We start from the raw sequence: 16,410 nt of genomic DNA, 5'->3' as shown, positions 1-16,410 counted from the left end.
TTCAACCCGGCGGCCGAATGGCGCTGCATCGAAAATCGATGAAAAAGAGATAAGTCTTGTCAGATCGGCAACCGCCGGCGCGCCGCGCGATTGATTCGCCCGCGCGGATCGCAGTAAACTCGCGGCAGCAAAAAATAAAATCCATCCTGAGAGAAACCATGAATCGCCATTCCTCGATCGCCCGCTCCCGCGTCGTTGGCCGCTGCGCGGCCGCGTGATCTTCACGCGTCGACCGACCTGCATCGGGCACCCGCGATACCGCCGCGTATCGCGCCCGCATGCCCTCCAGCACACAAGCCAAAAACCTCCAGGGTGCCGCCCGCGGACGCCCTGCCTGACCGGAGAGTGACCCCGTGACCGAAACCGTCGTCGCGTCCGCCTATCGGCCGCGCGATGTCGTCAACGCGCCCGACATCAAGGCGGCCATCGCGCGCCGCAGCGCCGAGCGCGGCGATCCGGCCGACATCCGCGCGTGGCTCGGCAACCATTTCTTCCGCTGGGTCGTCGGCGCGTTCGAGCAGGCCCAGCCGCTCGATTCGCTCGCCGATTACCGCGCGCTCGCCGGCGCCGACCGGCCGGCGCCCGACTGGCTCGTGCGCCGGTTCCGCGCGCAACCGGCATCCGGCGGCGCCATCGGCGCGGCGGCCGAGCCGAAGCCGCTCTACTTCATCGATCCCGAGCACATGCTGCTGATCGACCGCGAGCGCGTGCTGGTCGAATTCCTGCGCTCGCGCGCCGGCACGCGGCTCGCGCAGAAACTGCAGCGCATCACGTGCGCGATGGCGCTCGACATGTGGGAGCGCGAACACCAGCGGATGCAGGCGCGCCGCGACAAGGGCTGGGTGCCGAGCAGCGGCCTCGCGCTGCGCGAGGTGCTGCGCACGCCGAACGGGATCGTCTTCGAATTCGCCCGCGATCATGCGGCACTGCGCGAGGAGCTGGCTTACGAGTCGTACTGCATGCAGCACTGTCTCGGCCAGTTCGCGGATCGCCGCCGGCTGCGCGGCGGATACGGCGAGCAGTACGCACAAGCCGCACAGGACGGCCGGCTGCGCCTGTTCACGCTGCGCGGCGCGGGCAACCAGCCGCACGTGACGATCAGCCTGTCGGTGACCGGCGACGGCCTGCGCGTCGACCAGATCAAGGGCAAGCAGAACCGCCATCCGGTGCGCCGCTACGCGGACGACGTGCGCCAGTTCCTGCGCACGCTCGCGCCGCGCGGCGAGCGTCATCCGGATTGCGAGGGCATGGGCCTCGTGTTCGAGCCGGACACGCCGGGCGCGGCCACCGGCGAATGGACCTTCGTCACCGACGTGCGCTCGCCCGACCATCTGCTGAGCGTGATGAGCGAGAACTTCCACCTGATCGAGCATTTCGCGCAGCCGCCGGCCGTGCTGCAATGGCTGCTGCTGCGCAACGCGCCGTACGCGCTCGGCCAGCTCCGGCAAATCGATCCGGCCGTCGCGGCGGCCGCGCGCCACGCGTTGCCGGACGATGCGCTGCCGGCCGCGCGCGAACCGGATACACCTCGGGCCGCGGCCGCCTTCTCGATCGAGGGCATTCCGATCGATCCCGAGCTGTGCGCGGCGTTCGCGCTGCCAGCGACGGCTGCCAGGAGCCCGTCATGCTGAAACTGCTGATCGGTGCAGCCGCGCTGTGGCTCGTGTGGTACGTGTGGCGTTCGTTGCGGATCGCCGCGCGGATGGTGCGCGAAGTCGACGCCGACCAGGCCGCGGGCACCGACCGCGCGGTGCCGGTCCGGCAGACCGCCGCGGTTTCGCTCGCCCGCACGCTCGCCGACCAGGCGCCGCCGAATCGCCGCCGCTGGTCGCTCGCGCTCGCCGACATCCTGCTGATCCGCAACGGGCTGCGCTGCGATTGCGACGACCTCGTGTACGCGCTGCCCGACACGCAGCGCGAACAGCTCGCCCGCCAGTTGCGGCGCGAACTCGACCTGCCGGCCGACCTGCCCGAGTGGCAGATCGTGCAGCGCGTTCCGCCGATCCTCGCGGGCTGGATACGCGGCGTCGGCCGCTCGCACGAAGGCTTCTACGAACAGCTTGCGGCCGTCGGGCGCGTGCGCGACGCGCTGGCGTTCGATTGCGCGCGCACCGCGTTTCTCGTGCGCTGCATCGCGCTGCTCGGCTGGGCGTCCGAACCGCAGGCGTGGGTGGTGCTGCTGCTCAATGCGCAGCGCGCGCAGGACAGCTTCGACAGCTGGGAAGACTTCGGGCTCGCGTATGCGCGGGCGCGCCAGCACTGGTTGCGCGGCAGCGGCCAGGACGGCCCCGCGTCGTCGCGCGCCACGCAGGAAGTGCGCGAGCACCTGCGCAATCCGTCCGGAAACTGGCTTTCGCTGCCGTGGAAGCGCTACCGCATCTTCGATCCCCAACCCGTTTCGTCATGACCGCCGACACCGACATGTCCTCCGCTCCCGCCGCCCTGATTCCGCCCGCGAAGTCCCGATGGTTCATCTGCGACGTCGACGCGCTGCTGCGCGCGGGCGAGTTTGCCGCGCTCGACACGCAGCTCGACGCCGCGCTCGCCGCCAGCTTCGCCGACCGCACGGCCGAGACGCTGTACGTCGACGCGCTGCCGGCCGACCTGCAGCCGTGCATCGAAGCCGGCGCCGAAGGCCTCGCGCGCCTGCGCGCCTGGCAGGCCGCGAACCCGCAATCCGCGCACGCGTGGCTGTGCGAAGCGCATTACTGGCACCACTGGGCGTACGAGTATCGCGGCTCCGGCTGGGCCGGGACGGTGACCGAAACCGGCTGGATCTGCGCGCATGCGTGCGCAACGTTGACGATCGTCGCCGCGCTGCGCGCGCTCGTGCTCGCGCCGACGATGTGGAGCGCGCCGAAGGTGATCTTCACGAGCGTGTCGTCGTTCGACGAACCCGAGTGGCTCACGCAGCTCGTGCAACAGCGCCGCTGGCCCGTGACCGAGCTGCACCTGAACGTCGGCGCCCACGACGAGGCCACGCGCGCCGAACTGCAGGGCATGCTCGCGCGTTCGGGGCTGAACCCCGACGTACCCGTCGCCTGCCCGGCGGAATTTCCGGAAACGCTGCCCGGCCCCGTCCAGGGCAGGAAGCTGCGCAAGGGCAAGTGGTACTGGATGGAAGCGACGCTGCACATTCACCCGCACCAGTTTTTCTCGATGCGCACCTTCATCTGGTACATGCAGCCGCGCTGGGGCGGCTCGCACGACCACGTCCGCGCGTTCGTCGATTCCGACGCGTGCGCGCACCTCGACGCGGTCGAGAAGGACCGGCTGCGCCACGAGATCTGGCGCGACGACCATATCGGCAATACGCTCGATTCGAATGACGACGACGACGATGCACGCCGCGCAATGGCCGCGACGCTCGCGCGCGCCAAGGCCGCGCTGCATCCGTATCACCGCTGGGAAACGCTGCACTGGCTCGCGCACAGTCATTTCATGCGCAGCGAATACGAGCAGGCTTACGCGCGCCTGCAGGAAGCCGAGCGCGATCAGCCGATCGACGACAACCACGCGATGGCAATGGGCGTACGGCTCGCGCTCGACCTCGATCCGCAGGGCACCTGGCTGACCGGCGCGATCGAGCGCGCATCGGATGCGCGCGCATGCACGTCGGCGATGATCCTGCGCGGCTACGCCCATCGCACCGGCACGTTCGGCTTCGCGCAGGACGACGCACGCGGCGATGCGTGGCTCGAAGCCGCGCGCGTGAACGAGCCGGGCTCGCTCGCATGGAACCAGCTCGCGTCGGCGATGCGCGACGAAGGCCGTCGGCCCGCCGATGCGGTCGCGCTGTGCGAGCTCGGCTATGAAGCGGGCGGCGATTCGTGCGGCTACCTGCTCGGCTGCTTCTACGAAGACGGCATGCACGTCGCGCAGGATCTGTACCGCGCCGCCCATTACTTCCGCGAGTCGGTCGACGACGGCGGCAACATGGCCGCGTACAAGCTCGGGTTTGCGTACTATCACATCGCGGGCGCCAGCAAGGACGAAGCCGAACGCGCGCGCATGCAGGTCGAAGCCGTCGAGGCCGCGCGCATGGCGCACGAGATGGGGCATACCGAGGGCCTCGAGACGATGCTGATGTTCATCGCCGACGTCGACGATCTCCCGTCGCGCCATCGTTACGTCGACGAACTGCGCCGCCATGCGGAAGGCGGCCATCCGGCGGCAATGGCCGCGCTGTCGTCGATCCTGGCCGACAGCCGCGACAAGTCGCTCTACAACTATCGCGAAAGCGTGCGCTGGATCATGGGCGCCCAGGCGATCGCGCCGGACGACGAATACGTGCGCAACATCACGCGCCTGCGTCACGAGGACGGGATGCTCGGCAAGCTGCTGTACAAGCTGCACCGCAAGCAGATCAAGGCGCACGAGATTCCCGGCAACGACAACGCGATGGTCTGAGCACGGGCGACCAACGCGCGCGCCCATCGACGGCGCGCGCGGGCCGTACGAGCGGTCAGCCCGGCAGCCGGTCGAGGAAGGCCAGCATCGCCGCGTTGAATCGTGCGGGCCGCTGCAGCGGCGCGAAGTGGCTCACGCCGGGCAGGATCGTCAGCGTCGCGCCCGGAATCGTGCGCGCCAGATACGCCGCATGCTCGGGCCGGATGAATTCGTCGTGCTCGCCCTGCACGATCGTCACCGGCACCGCGATCGACGCGAGATCCTGCGTGCTGTAATTCGGTTGCGTACGCATCATTTCGCTGACGGCCGAAACGAATGCGTCGAACTGGTCCGGCGTTGCGGACAGTTGCGCGTAGTCCTTCCGGTGCCGCGCGAAGCAGCGGTCGATCAGCGGGCTCGGCACCATTTCCTTCGTGCCGCCCGGGTCCATGTTGCACGCGAAGAAGAACACGCCAGCCGCGCGCTCCGGCGCGCGGGCCGCCAGCACGAGCGCGGTGCATGCGCCGTCGCTCCAGCCGACGAAGCGCGCGCGGTCGACGTGCAGCGCGTCCAGGACCGCAAGCCCGTCCGACGCCATGCGTTCATAGGAATACGGTTGGTCGTCGCGCGTGCTGCGGCCGTGGCCGCGGCTGTCGATCAGGATCGCGCGGTAGCCGGCCGCGAGCAGCGCCGGCACCTGGTTGCCCCAGTTGCCGCCGTGGCCGAGGCCGCCGTGCAGCAGCACGACCGGCGGGCCGTGTCCGAACGACGCGTGCCAGATGCGCGCGCCGTCGTGTTCGATCCATCCTTCGGCATCGGCCGCCGGCAGCGGCGTGCCGCCGTGCGCGTCGAAGCGGACGAGTTCGTCGTCGTCGAGTTCCGCATGCATCGTTCTGCCGTCCTTTCGAGGGAGACGAGCTTGCGATTGTAATGCGCGCGGCCGACGCGGCATTGACGGCCGCGCGCAGCCGGAAACCGTCAGGCCTGCGTCGACACCAGCCCGCCCGCCGACGAGCCGCCCGACTTCTCGATCGCCGCCGCGAGCTGCGAGATCGCCGTCGCCAATGCCGCCGAGATCGCGCTGGCTTCCGCGCTCAGCGACTGCTGTTCGACCGCCGCGGCCGGGTCGTCCTTCGCGCGCTGGGCCGCGCTCGCCATCTGCCGCTCGAGCGTCGCGAGCTGCTTCTGCAACCGCTCGATCAGCGCCTTCAACTGGCTGACTGCCGGGCTTTCCGACGACGCGCCCGATGCGCCGAGCGTTTCGCCGGTGCCGCCGGTCGACCCCTTCGTGCCGCTCGCGCCGGTGGTGCTCGTGGTGCCGGTGGTGCCAGCGGTATCCGTTGAGCCGTCGGCGGATGACGTCGCGGCCGATGCACCCGGGCTGTTTGCTGTAACGCTGCCGTCCGCCAGCGGGGATCGCGCGGTCGTGGAAAAATCGATCTGCATCGTGTCGGTCCGTATGTCGGTAAACAAATCGTGACGGGGTGGCATGAAATGCCTTCCGACTCGTTTACGGCATTCGTCATACGAAACTTGAGCATCGGGGTCGGACGGATTCTTCGATAGATCGCAGCACTCAAGTCGCGAAAGGGCCAGATTGGCAGCAAAACGACGCTGGTAAAATTGCCGCTTTGCCGGGCGGATCCGCGCGTCGACGGCCTGCGGGCACGGTCGCGCAACGCCGCCGGGTTCGACTCCCGCCCTTCCGGGCGCGGCACGTGCGCGTGCCGCGCCGCCGTCGCGGCTTCGCGGGTCGCCCTCTTCGTCCGCCTTCGTGCACCGCTCGCCGGTCGAGCGGCGAACGCCGTGCGGCACTCACTTCATTACGCATTCGAGGAACACACGATGGCCCGCATCGGCGCCTTCTGCATCACGACGTGGCTTGCCGCCGCGATTCTCTACTTCGGCCAGCATTCCGTTGCGATGATTGCGCTCAGCGGTGTCGTCGTATTCGGCGGGTTCGATCTGCTGCGGCCGTAACGCGCATCGCGACGACGGCGCGCACGCTGCTCGCGCAACATCACGGGCTTGAATTCGGCTCGTTCACCCCGGAGCTGCACGTCGTCTTCGATCGTGCGACCCGCCGCTTGCTGCGTTGCAGCGACGTCGAAGCAGGTCGCGCATCGACAGGCGCCCCGCGCGTCAGCGCGGCAACGTCCTCAACGAAGACGGCCCGCCGGTCGAGGCGATACGCTTGCCCGTATCGCGCAGCTTGCCGCCTTCCACCGCGTAAAGCGCCAGTTGTCGTTCGACATTGAACTGCACGATCACGTGCCGACTGTCGGCGGTAAACACGATGCCCTGCGCGGCTTCGCCGCCGGGCAACTCGCTGGTCTGCACGGCCTGCCCGTCGCGGATCTCGAACAGCAGCACCTTGCCGAGCTTGCGGCGGCCCGGATTGTCGGGCGTCAGGTTCGAGCCGTCCATCGCCTGCACGGCGATCCATTTCCCGTTCGGCGAAATCGCGACGCCTTCCGGCAGCGACGGCACCGTCAGGTACTGGACCGTCCGGAACGGCACGCGCGACACGTCGATCAGCGCGACCGTATCGGCGTCGCCCGCGAGCGTGCCCGTATAGCCTGGCAGCCCCGCGAGCCCGACGTTGCTGACGACCGCCCAGCGGTTGTCGCTCGACACGTCGATCGTGTAAGGCGCGACGCCCGTGCTCAGACGCGCGCCGCTGTCGGTCACCTTGCCGTCGTCGACGTTCAGCACCGCGACGCCCTGCTCGTCGCGCAGCGACACGAGCGCATGCTTGCCGTCGTGCGTGAAGCTGATCCCCGCGAGTCGCTTCTTGCCGATCTTCAGGTTGCCGTCGAGCATCACGTGCGTGCCGTCGATGCGCAGGATCGATACGCTGCCGTCGACATTGGCGACAAGTGCGAGCCGGCCCGACCGGTCGATCGCGATCCCTTGCGGATGCGTGCCGAGCTCGATGCGCGTGATTGCGGGCGGTGCCGCGTCGAGATTCACGACCTGCAGGAACGTGTCGAACACGAGCTGCTTCGCGGCCGCGTCGTAGCGCGTCGGCGCACCGACGAGCGCGAGCTTCGCGTCGGGCGTGATCGCGACGGCCTGCGGCGGCCCCTGGATGCCGTTCTCGACGTCGACCTGCAATGCGACTTTCGGCGGGAACGTGCTGGCATCGAGCAGCGTCAGCGTGTCGGCGGGCGGCGACGCAAGGAAAGTGTCGCGGCCCTCGACGCGCTGGTACTTGCCATCGTTGCCGGACACGATCCAGTCGGCGGCGTGCACGGCGACGGCCGTCGTGGCGAGGGTCAGCGCGGCGAGCAGGCGCGCGCTGCGCAGGCGGAAAGGATTCGAATGCATGGCGGTCGATTCTCCGGATCGGTTGCGGACGCAATGGATTGCACGACCCTGCTGCTCGACGGGCCGCTGCCATCGCATGATGCCCGAAAGCATGCAAATCCGGCGTCTCGCGCCCCGCTCCGTCAGGCCGCCGGTGACGCGCCCGGCCCCCACCGATCGACGTTGTCGAGCGGATACACGGGCCGCGCAAGCCGCTCGTAGCGAAACAGCCCGTAGTCCGAGCCCGTCACGCCGCGGCTGTCGCATTCGACCAGCGCAGCCGCGATCGGCACGAACACCGGCCGGCAATACATCCGCGATTTCAGCAGCAGGAAGCGCGCACGGCGCGGGTCGACGCCGACGCTCTCGAACACGCCGAGATCCCACGGCTCCTGCGTGCGCTCGGTGACGACGAGCGTCGCCGCGCCGATGTCGAGCACGGCCGTGCGGCCCATGTATGCGCGCTGGCCCGTGTAGGTCGGCCCCGTGATCACGTATTCGCCGTCGGTAATCGCGCGCACGACGCCGGTCGCGCGAAACGGCTCGCGCCGCACGCCGCCGTGCGACGGCAGCCGGTTGCCGACCGGCACCGTGACGGTCGCGCCGACACCCGCATCGATCAGTGCCGCGACGGCTTGCGGGTCGCACAGCGGCCCGCTGACGATGCCGTCGAGCCCCTGCGCGAGCGCTTCTTCGAGCAGGTCCATCGTGTCGCACGGGCCGCCCGACATGCAGTTGTCACCGTGATCGAGCATCAGCACCGGGCGGTCCGCGCCGCGCGCGAGCGCCGCGGCCTGCGCGACCGATTCCGCGAGCGGCGCGCTGCGGTAGACGAATTCGTCGCGTGCGTCCCAGATCTGCCGCGCGATACGTTCGGCGACGGCATCGGCCGCCGCGCGGTCACCGTCGCCGACCACGACGACGCTGATGCAAGGCGCGGGAATATCCGCGAGCGAGAAACCCGAAAGCACCGACACGGCGAGCACGCCGCCGACCTCGGCCTCGGCCGCGCGCGCGGCCTCCACCGCGCGCCGCATCGCGCCTTCGGCGCTCGCGCTGCGCAGCGTCGACGTCATCAGCGGCGGTTGCCGCCACGCAAGCACCGGCCGTGCGCGACCATGAAGCCGGTCGAGCAGCACGCGCGCCGCGTGCTCGCCCGTCTCATACATGTCGACATGCGGATAGGTCTTGAAACTGACGATCACGTCCGCGTGGTCGATCATTTTCTGCGTGACGTTCGCGTGCAGGTCGAGCGCGACCGCGATCGGCGCGTCGGGCAGCGCCGCGCGCACGCGCGCGAGCAGGTCGCCCTCGCCGTCCGCGCTCTGCTCGGCGACCATCGCGCCGTGCAGGTCGAGCATCACCGCATCGCAGCCGGGCGCGGCCGCGACGATCGCGTCGCAGATCGCCGCATACGCATCGGCCGCAACCGGCCCGCTCGGGTTCGCGGCCGCCGACACCGGCGTCACGATTTCAGCGCCTTCACGCGCGGCCGCATCGATGAACGCGGCCATCGCGGTACGCATCCCGTGGTTCGCGCGATACGCGTCGTCGCCCCAGTCGGGGCCGTTGCGGCCGAACGCGGCGAGCGGCGTCGGCACCGGCGAGAACGTGTTGGTCTCGTGGTTCATCCGGGCGATCAGGATCTTCATCGCGCGTCACCTTCCACGATCCCGGCAGCGCCCAGCATCGCCTGCAGCAGCACGTTGCAGCCGGCTTCCAGATGCGCGGGATCGGCGTCCTCGATCTCGTTGTGGCTGATCCCGTCCTTGCACGGCACGAAGATCATCGCGGTCGGGGCGACGCGTGCGAGATACACGGCGTCGTGGCCCGCGCCGCTGATCACGTTCATCGACGACAGCCCGAGCGCGCTCGCGCCGGCCCGAACCCGCTCGACCAGCGTCGCGTCGAACGGCTGCGGCGGAAAGTACACGACCTGCTCGACGTCGATCCGCATGCCGGCCGATGCGCCCAGGTCGGCGCACGTCGCGCGCAGTGCCGCATCCATCGCCGCGAGCGTCGCATCGTCGGCCGCGCGCAGGTCGACGGTCAGCGTCACGCGGCCAGGAATCACGTTGCGCGAATTCGGGTACACGTCGACCCAGCCGACCGTGCCGCGTCCGTGAGGCGGATGCGCGCGCGCGATGCCGTTCACCGCGCGCACGAGATCGGCCGCGACCAGCAGCGCGTCGCGCCGCAGCTCCATCGGCGTCGGGCCGGCGTGCGCCTCCATCCCGTGCACGGTCACGTCATACCAGCGCTGCCCGAGCGCGCCCTCGACCACGCCGATCGTCGTGTCGTGCGCCTCCAGCACCGGCCCCTGCTCGATATGCGCTTCGAAATACGCGCCGACCGGATGCGCGTGGCGCCCATCGTCCGCATCGTCCACATCGCCCGCATAACCGATCGCGACGAGCGCATCGCGCACCGACACGCCGTCGCGATCGCACTGCGCGAGCGCATGGTCGAGCGTGAACGCGCCCGCGAATACGCCGGAGCCCATCATCACGGGCACGAAGCGCGAGCCTTCCTCGTTGGTCCAGACGGCGACCTCGAGCGGCGCACGCGTGCGCACGCCCGCATCGTCGAGCGTGCGCAGCACCTCGAGGCCCGCGAGCACGCCGTAGTTGCCGTCGAACTTGCCGCCGGTCGGCTGCGTGTCGATATGGCTGCCCGTCGTCACCGGCGGCAGGTCGTCGCGTTCGCCCGCACGCCGCGCGAAGATGTTGCCGATCGCGTCGACCCGCACCGTGCAGCCGGTTTCCTTCGCCCATGCGACGAACAGGTTGCGCGCGTCGCGATCGAGTTCGGTGAGCGCGAGTCGGCACACGCCCCCTTTGTCGGTCGCGCCGATCCGCGCGAGACGCATCAGGCTGTCCCACAGCCGCGCGCCGTCGACGCGCAAGCCGGACGCCGCGACGCCCGGTGTCGAATCCTGAACTTGCATCGATGGAATTCCTCGCAATGAAAAGGCACGGCGCTTACGCGACGCCGACGCCCAGATAACGGTCCTTCACCTCGTGATCGGCGGCGAACGCCGCGTTGCTGCCTTCGTAGACGATCACGCCCTGTTCGATCACGAAGTGGCGGTCCGCAAGCTGCGTGCACACTTCGAGGTTCTGTTCGACGAGCAGGATCGCGACGCCGGCCGCCTTGATCCGCTTCAACTGCTCGACGATCTCCTCGACGATCACCGGTGCGAGCCCCTCGACCGGCTCGTCGAGCATCAGCAGCCGCGGGTGGTTCATCAGCGCGCGGCCGATCGCGAGCATCTGCTGCTCGCCGCCCGACAGCTGCGCGCCGCCGTTGCCGCGGCGCTCCTTCAGGCGCGGAAAGATCCGGTAGATGTCGTCGAGCTGCCACGGCGAATCGCGGCGCGCGCCGAGCCGCAGGTTTTCCTCGACCGACAGCAGCCGGAAAATCCCGCGATGCTCGGGCACGAAGCACAGGCCGCGCGCGGCGATCCGGTGCGCGGGCTGCCCGGCGATCGGTTGGCCCGCGAACGTCAGCGTGCCGCCGGTCGGCGCGACGACGCCCGCGATCGTCTTGAGCGTCGTCGACTTGCCCGCGCCGTTGCGGCCGAGCAGCGTCACCGTCTCGCCTTCGTTCACGTTCAGCGTAATGCCCTGCAGCACGTGGCTCTTGCCGTAGCACGCATGGACCTCCTTCACGTCGAGCATCATGCGCGGCCTCCCGTGATCATGTTGCCGAGATACGCACTGCGCACGCGCTCGTCGCCGCGAATCGCGTCGGGTTTGCCTTCGACCAGCACGCGGCCCTGCTGCATCACCGTGATCGTGTCCGAGATGTCCATCACGATTCCCATGTTGTGTTCGATCAGCACGACCGTGTAGTCGTCGCGCAGGCCGCGGATCAGCGCCTTCATGTCGTCGAGATCGTCGATCCCCATGCCCGACGTCGGCTCGTCGAGAAAGATCGCGCGCGGCCGTGCCGCCAGCGCCATCCCGACCTCGAGCCGGCGCTGCTGGCCGTGCGACAGCACGCCGGCCGCCGTGTCGGCGAAGCGCTGCAGGCCGAGCCGCTCGAGCACGTCGTCGACGATGCCGCCGTGCGCGAGCGCACCGCGCGGCGGCGTCCACGGATTCAGCGCGCGCCGCGATTCGACGCCCTGTGCGGCAACCCGCAGGTTCTCGCGCACGCTCAGGTTCGGAAACAGGCTCGTCACCTGGAACGAGCGTGCGATGCCGCGCCGCACGCGCTTGTGATCGGGTTCGCGCGACACGTCGTGACCGTCGAACAGGATCGAGCCCGACGTGATCGGCAGCGTGCCCGTCAGCGTATGGAACAGCGTCGTCTTGCCCGCACCGTTCGGGCCGATCACCGAATGCACGGTGCGCGGCATGATCCGCAGGTCGACGCCGCCCAGCGCCGTGAACTTGCCGTAGCGCTTGACGACGCCGCGCGCCTCGAGAATCGCTTCGCTCATTGCTGCTCCCTGGCATCAGCCGCCGTGCCTTCGGTGCGCCGCAGCTTCGCCGCGACGCGTTCGCCCAGCCCCCACAAGCCGCGCTGCATGAACAGGCTGACCGCGATCAGCACGAGGCCGAGCAGCAGCAGCCAGCGCGGCCACAGCGTCGACAGCCAGTCCGCGAACAGCACGTAGAACGCCGCGCCGAGCACCGACGCGAACAGGTTGCCCGTGCCGCCGATCACCGTCATCACGAGGATCATCTCGCTCGTGTGATAGTCGATGTTCGACAGCGGCGCGATGCCCGTCATCAACGCGTGCAGCGCACCCGCGAGGCCCGTGACCGCGCCCGAGATCACGAACGCCGCGAGCTTGAAGCGCTTCACGTCGTAGCCGGCCGCCGCCGCACGCGCCTCGTTGTCGCGGATCGCGAGCAGCGTACGGCCGAACACCGAGCGCGACACACGCAGCAGCAGCCAGAACACCGCGACGAACAGCACCGCGACGAAGCCGTAGTAGCGCCACGGCGAATCGAGCGAAACGAACGGATGCCCGAACGCGGCGAGCGCGGGGCGCGGGATGTCGAGCAGCCCGTTGTCGCCGCCCGTGACGTCCGGCGTCGTATAGGCGAGAAAGTAGAACAGCTGCCCGAACGCGAGCGTCAGCATCACGAAATAGGTGCCGCGCTGCCGGATCGAGAACCAGCCGACGAGCGCGGCCGCGACGGCGCCGAGCGCGGCGGCCGACAGCAGCGCGACGCTCACCGACGCGACGCCGCGCGTCAGCACGAGCCCCGCCGCGTAGCTGCCGAGCCCGAAGAAGATGCCCTGCCCGAACGACAACAGCCCCGTATAGCCGAGCAGCAGGTTGCAGCCGAGCGCGGCGAGCGCGAACACCAGCACTTCGGTGGCGAGCGAGCCCGAACTCAGCACGACCGGCAGCACGCACACGACGGCCACCGCAAGCCAGCCTTCCGGCCGCTGCAGCACGCCGCGCCACGGCTGCGCGCGTTGCGAGGCCGCCGCCCCCGGCGGCAGCGGTTTCGACGATTCGATCATGCAGCCCTCCCCAGCAATCCGTTCGGACGCAGCAGCAGCACGGCCGCCATCGCGACGTAGATCATCAATCGCGCGCCTTCCGGCCACAGCGTGCTCATCAGGCTCTGCACGATGCCGACCAGCAGCCCGCCGACGAGCGCGCCGAGAAAATTCCCCATCCCGCCGACGACGACCACGACGAACGCAACGCCGAGCGCCTCGATGCCCATGAACGGATCGACGCCGCGGATCGGCGCGGCGAGCACGCCCGCGAGTGCCGCCGTCGCCGCGCCGAGCGCGAACACGAGGCTGAACACACGCGTCACGTTGATGCCGAGCAGCGAGACCATCTCCGTCGATTCGCTGCCCGCGCGCACCGTGCTGCCGAGCCGCGTGCCTTCGAGCACCCACCACAGCAAGGCGGCGAGCACGGCCGTGAACGCGATCACGAACAGCCGGTATTTCGGGTAGACGAAGCCGCCCCAGATCACGACGCCGTTCAGCGCGTCGGGCGGCGGCACGTTGTCGCCGAGCGGGCCCCATGCGAGGATCGCGCACTCCTGCAGCACGAGCGCGAGCCCGACCGTCGCCAGGATGTGGAATTCATGCTGCTGCGCGTACACATGACGCAGCACGAGTTTTTCGACGCCCCATGCGAACGCACCGACGACGAGCGGCACGACCGCGAGCGCAACCCAGAAATTCGCCGACCATTGCAGCGCCTGGTAGCAGAGATACGCACCGAGCAGGTAGAACGCGCCGTGAGCGAAATTCACGAAGCGCAGCAGGCCGAACACGATCGACAGGCCGACGGCGAGCAGGAAATACAGCATGCCCACGCCGATGCCGTTGACGATCTGCAGCAGATAGACGTTCATGGCTTCCGTGTCGGAAAGGAAGGTAACGGACGTCCGCGGCGCACGACGGCCGCGAACGCATGCACGGCGTCACGCGAGCTTGCAGCCCGTCTTGTCGACCGGCAGGAACGACTGGCCCGAGCTGACGATGTCGGCATAGTCGTCCGCGCTCTTCATCCGGCCCTTCGGCTTGCCCTTCAGCAGGTAGTAGTTCTTCAGCACCTGGTGGTCGGCCTTGCGGATTTCCTCCGGGCCCGTGAGGCCGTCGTACTTCATGCCTTCCATCGCCGCGACGACCTTCTTCGGATCGGCGCTGCCGGCCTTCACCATCGCGTCGAGCAGGATCTTCGAGCAGATGTACGAACCCGCGAGGCTGTAGTTCGGGTTCGCCTTGAACACGGCGTTCGTGCGCTTCACCAGGTCGCGGTTCAGCGGCGAATCGATGCCGTGCCAGTACTGCGCGCCGAAATACACGCCGTCGCAGATGTCGGGACCGAGCGCCTCGAACTGCTCGAGGCCCGATGCCCACGCGAGGAGGATCGTGCAGTTGCGCTTCATCCCGAAGCTGACGGCCTGGCGCAGCGTGTCCGACGACTGCGAGCCGAAGTTCAGGATCAGCAGCACGTCCGGCTGCGCGGCCGCCGCGTTCGTCAGGTAGCCGCTGAACTCCTTCTCGGCGAGCGAGTGGTAGCTGTTGCCGACATGCTCGATGCCCTTCTCCTTGAAGATCGCTTTCGCGGCCGACAGCAGGCCGTCGCCGAACACGTATTGCGGCGTGATCGTGTACCAGCGCTTCGCCTTCGGCAGCATCTGGATCAACGGGCGCACCGTCTGCTCGATCGCGCCGAAGGTCGGCACCGACCAGCGGAACGTCGCGGCGTTGCAATCCTTGCCGGTGATTTCGTCCGCGCCGGCCGTGGTGATGAACACGCCGTCCGCCTTCTGGACTTCCTTGCCCATCGCCAGCGATTCGGACGACAGGATGCCGCCCGCGAAGAAGCGCACGCCCTTCTGCTGCGCGATCTCCTGCACGCGCCGCACGGCGGTCGCGGGCTTGCCCTCGGTGTCGAGCGCCGTATAGGCAAGCGGCGCGCCGAGCACCTTGCCGTATTGCTTGACGGCGAGCTGCATGCCGAGATCGGCGTACTTGCCGTTGGCGGCGAACGGCCCCGACATCGGCACCGGGCATGCAAGCTGGATGGTCGCACCCTGCGCGAACGCGGCACGGAACGACATGCTGCCGAGCGCACCCGGCACGGCCGACAGTGCGGCCAGTTTCAACAGTTCTCGGCGATTCAAGTTGACGCTCCTGATAAAGGGGGACACACGCGATGCGACCGACTGCCAAACCGTGCCCACGCCCTGCAGGATGCGCGCCGCCGGTTGATCCTATTTATCATGATAAATAGAATGAACCTGATGCTAGAGTTGATCAAAATTGGTGTCAATCAGGCAAAATTCCGTACCCTGCGCCGGAACGGATCGTCGACGATGACGCGGCGCGCAGTCAGACAAAGGAGTCGTGAAGATGGTCATGGACCGAGCCAGGGCGGGCCTCGCGGTCGAAATCAAGCAGCCGAAGCGGGCCGACCTGGTCGCCGAGGAGATCAAGCGGCTGATCACCGAGAAGGACCTGAAGCCGGGCGACCGCCTGCCGCGCGAAGCCGAGCTGCAGCAGCTCTATGCAGTGAGCAAGAGCACGATCCGCGAGGCGCTGAAGTCGCTCGAGGTGCAGGGGCTCATCAAGGTCACGACGGGGCCGTCGGGCGGCGGGATGGTCGTCGAGGTGCCGCTCGACCGCACGCTGCAGCTCCTGCAGAACTACCTGTTCTTCAAGGACGTGACGATCGACGACATCTATACGGTGCGAAAGCTGCTCGAACCCGAGCTGGCGGCGGGCGCCGTGCCGCACCTGAGCGAGCGCGACTTCGCGGCGCTGGAGTCGAACATCGCGTGTTGCGACGGCGCGTCGGGCGTGCACGACCGCGGCCACATGCTGCGCCAGCGACAGGAGGACACGACGTTCCACGACATCCTCGCGGCCGCGAACCCGAACCCGTTCCTGCGATTCAGCTGCGAGCTGATCAACGAGATGATCCGGCAGTTGATCGAGTTCCGGAACGATACGCCACTCGTCGAACACAAGCGCTTCGGCGAAGCGAACGTATCGATCCACAAGGCGATCCTGCAGGCCGCACGCGAGCGCGATGCCGAGCGCGTCCGTGCGCTGATGGTCGAGCACATGACCGAGGCGCCCAAGCATGTGAAGCGGATGAAAGGCAAGCTGCGCGGGCGTCTGATCCTCGACTCCGAGATCCGCAGGCGTGCCGCCGCTCACGTAGCGGGATCCGATGCGGCCGCAACGGATCCCGAAGAGGGCTGAGCGTCG

General features: G+C 68.7%; 15 protein-coding genes. 5 read left to right on the top strand and 10 right to left on the bottom strand.

The window, feature by feature from the left end:
- Positions 1 to 353 precede the first annotated feature (353 nt).
- The 3 genes from ACM6JT_RS33555 to ACM6JT_RS33545 are packed head-to-tail and all read left to right on the top strand — an operon-like array spanning position 354 to position 4,410.
- Complete coding sequence (locus ACM6JT_RS33555; protein WP_414858063.1) at positions 354 to 1,631, top strand: hypothetical protein; 1,278 nt, start codon at positions 354 to 356, stop codon at positions 1,629 to 1,631.
- Positions 1,625 to 2,407: a DUF1266 domain-containing protein gene (locus ACM6JT_RS33550; RefSeq protein WP_034182487.1), complete on the top strand. Its 783-nt coding sequence runs from the start codon at positions 1,625 to 1,627 to the stop codon at positions 2,405 to 2,407. The genes ACM6JT_RS33555 and ACM6JT_RS33550 overlap by 7 nt, the downstream gene beginning before the upstream one ends.
- A 14-nt stretch (positions 2,408 to 2,421) precedes the next feature.
- A complete protein-coding gene (locus tag ACM6JT_RS33545; RefSeq protein ID WP_414858062.1) occupies positions 2,422 to 4,410 on the top strand; it encodes a DUF4034 domain-containing protein in 1,989 nt (662 codons plus the stop codon).
- A 55-nt stretch (positions 4,411 to 4,465) separates the two neighbouring features.
- Here the strand turns inward: ACM6JT_RS33545 and ACM6JT_RS33540 are convergent, their stop codons facing one another.
- Together ACM6JT_RS33540 and ACM6JT_RS33535 are read right to left on the bottom strand one after the other, a co-directional pair.
- Positions 4,466 to 5,278, bottom strand: coding sequence for an alpha/beta fold hydrolase (locus ACM6JT_RS33540; protein WP_414858061.1), 813 nt, complete (start codon positions 5,276 to 5,278; stop codon positions 4,466 to 4,468).
- 89 nt (positions 5,279 to 5,367) lie between these two features.
- On the bottom strand, positions 5,368 to 5,835 hold the full coding sequence (locus tag ACM6JT_RS33535) for a hypothetical protein (protein WP_034182490.1): 468 nt from the start codon (positions 5,833 to 5,835) through the stop codon (positions 5,368 to 5,370).
- 399 nt (positions 5,836 to 6,234) lie between these two features.
- Here ACM6JT_RS33535 and ACM6JT_RS33530 point away from each other — a divergent pair, with 399 nt between their 5' ends.
- Positions 6,235 to 6,369, top strand: coding sequence for a hypothetical protein (locus tag ACM6JT_RS33530; RefSeq protein ID WP_006405345.1), 135 nt, complete (start codon positions 6,235 to 6,237; stop codon positions 6,367 to 6,369).
- Positions 6,370 to 6,531: 162 nt separating this feature from the next.
- Here ACM6JT_RS33530 and ACM6JT_RS33525 read toward each other — a convergent pair whose 3' ends face one another.
- From ACM6JT_RS33525 to ACM6JT_RS33490, 8 genes are all read right to left on the bottom strand, one after another.
- Positions 6,532 to 7,719, bottom strand: coding sequence for a lactonase (locus ACM6JT_RS33525; RefSeq protein WP_034182491.1), 1,188 nt, complete (start codon positions 7,717 to 7,719; stop codon positions 6,532 to 6,534).
- A gap of 122 nt (positions 7,720 to 7,841) precedes the next feature.
- Positions 7,842 to 9,350, bottom strand: a complete 1,509-nt coding sequence (locus tag ACM6JT_RS33520) for a M81 family metallopeptidase (protein ID WP_175749246.1) — start codon at positions 9,348 to 9,350, stop codon at positions 7,842 to 7,844.
- Positions 9,347 to 10,645, bottom strand: coding sequence for a Zn-dependent hydrolase (locus ACM6JT_RS33515; protein WP_414858060.1), 1,299 nt, complete (start codon positions 10,643 to 10,645; stop codon positions 9,347 to 9,349). The genes ACM6JT_RS33520 and ACM6JT_RS33515 overlap by 4 nt, the downstream gene beginning before the upstream one ends.
- 34 nt (positions 10,646 to 10,679) lie before the next feature.
- Positions 10,680 to 11,381 carry an ABC transporter ATP-binding protein gene (locus tag ACM6JT_RS33510; protein ID WP_217590501.1) on the bottom strand — a complete coding sequence of 234 codons (702 nt, stop codon included), beginning with the start codon at positions 11,379 to 11,381 and terminating at the stop codon, positions 10,680 to 10,682.
- A complete protein-coding gene (locus ACM6JT_RS33505) occupies positions 11,378 to 12,145 on the bottom strand; it encodes an ABC transporter ATP-binding protein (RefSeq protein ID WP_034182495.1) in 768 nt (255 codons plus the stop codon). The genes ACM6JT_RS33510 and ACM6JT_RS33505 overlap by 4 nt, the downstream gene beginning before the upstream one ends.
- Complete coding sequence (locus tag ACM6JT_RS33500; RefSeq protein WP_175749248.1) at positions 12,142 to 13,185, bottom strand: branched-chain amino acid ABC transporter permease; 1,044 nt, start codon at positions 13,183 to 13,185, stop codon at positions 12,142 to 12,144. The genes ACM6JT_RS33505 and ACM6JT_RS33500 overlap by 4 nt, the downstream gene beginning before the upstream one ends.
- Entirely contained in the window at positions 13,182 to 14,042 is an 861-nt protein-coding gene (locus tag ACM6JT_RS33495) for a branched-chain amino acid ABC transporter permease (protein WP_072440443.1), read from the bottom strand. Before ACM6JT_RS33495 ends, ACM6JT_RS33500 begins: the two co-directional genes overlap by 4 nt.
- Positions 14,043 to 14,111: 69 nt before the next feature.
- Positions 14,112 to 15,320, bottom strand: a complete 1,209-nt coding sequence (locus ACM6JT_RS33490) for an ABC transporter substrate-binding protein (protein ID WP_414858059.1) — start codon at positions 15,318 to 15,320, stop codon at positions 14,112 to 14,114.
- A 229-nt stretch (positions 15,321 to 15,549) separates the two neighbouring features.
- Here ACM6JT_RS33490 and ACM6JT_RS33485 point away from each other — a divergent pair, with 229 nt between their 5' ends.
- Positions 15,550 to 16,404, top strand: coding sequence for a FadR/GntR family transcriptional regulator (locus ACM6JT_RS33485; RefSeq protein ID WP_414858058.1), 855 nt, complete (start codon positions 15,550 to 15,552; stop codon positions 16,402 to 16,404).
- Positions 16,405 to 16,410 lie beyond the last annotated feature (6 nt).

The organism is Burkholderia sp. IT-111MI5 (genome assembly GCF_949752865.1).
GTDB classification, from domain to species: Bacteria; Pseudomonadota; Gammaproteobacteria; order Burkholderiales; family Burkholderiaceae; genus Burkholderia; species Burkholderia pyrrocinia_C.
The sequence above is the reverse complement of the archived record's forward strand: the minus strand, read 5'-3'. Positions and strand labels throughout refer to the sequence as shown.

What these genes read in the sequence shown, in the direction of transcription:
- ACM6JT_RS33550 (WP_034182487.1), top strand. Translation starts at nt 1,625, where the DNA reads ATGCTGAAACTGCTGATCGGTGCAGCCGCGCTGTGGCTCGTGTGGTAC.
- ACM6JT_RS33545 (WP_414858062.1), top strand. Translation starts at nt 2,422, where the DNA reads ATGTCCTCCGCTCCCGCCGCCCTGATTCCGCCCGCGAAGTCCCGATGG.
- ACM6JT_RS33540 (WP_414858061.1), bottom strand. Translation starts at nt 5,278, where the DNA reads ATGCATGCGGAACTCGACGACGACGAACTCGTCCGCTTCGACGCGCAC.
- ACM6JT_RS33535 (WP_034182490.1), bottom strand. Translation starts at nt 5,835, where the DNA reads ATGCAGATCGATTTTTCCACGACCGCGCGATCCCCGCTGGCGGACGGC.
- ACM6JT_RS33530 (WP_006405345.1), top strand. Translation starts at nt 6,235, where the DNA reads ATGGCCCGCATCGGCGCCTTCTGCATCACGACGTGGCTTGCCGCCGCG.
- ACM6JT_RS33525 (WP_034182491.1), bottom strand. Translation starts at nt 7,719, where the DNA reads ATGCATTCGAATCCTTTCCGCCTGCGCAGCGCGCGCCTGCTCGCCGCG.
- ACM6JT_RS33520 (WP_175749246.1), bottom strand. Translation starts at nt 9,350, where the DNA reads ATGAAGATCCTGATCGCCCGGATGAACCACGAGACCAACACGTTCTCG.
- ACM6JT_RS33515 (WP_414858060.1), bottom strand. Translation starts at nt 10,645, where the DNA reads ATGCAAGTTCAGGATTCGACACCGGGCGTCGCGGCGTCCGGCTTGCGC.
- ACM6JT_RS33510 (WP_217590501.1), bottom strand. Translation starts at nt 11,381, where the DNA reads ATGATGCTCGACGTGAAGGAGGTCCATGCGTGCTACGGCAAGAGCCAC.
- ACM6JT_RS33505 (WP_034182495.1), bottom strand. Translation starts at nt 12,145, where the DNA reads ATGAGCGAAGCGATTCTCGAGGCGCGCGGCGTCGTCAAGCGCTACGGC.
- ACM6JT_RS33500 (WP_175749248.1), bottom strand. Translation starts at nt 13,185, where the DNA reads ATGATCGAATCGTCGAAACCGCTGCCGCCGGGGGCGGCGGCCTCGCAA.
- ACM6JT_RS33495 (WP_072440443.1), bottom strand. Translation starts at nt 14,042, where the DNA reads ATGAACGTCTATCTGCTGCAGATCGTCAACGGCATCGGCGTGGGCATG.
- ACM6JT_RS33485 (WP_414858058.1), top strand. Translation starts at nt 15,550, where the DNA reads ATGGTCATGGACCGAGCCAGGGCGGGCCTCGCGGTCGAAATCAAGCAG.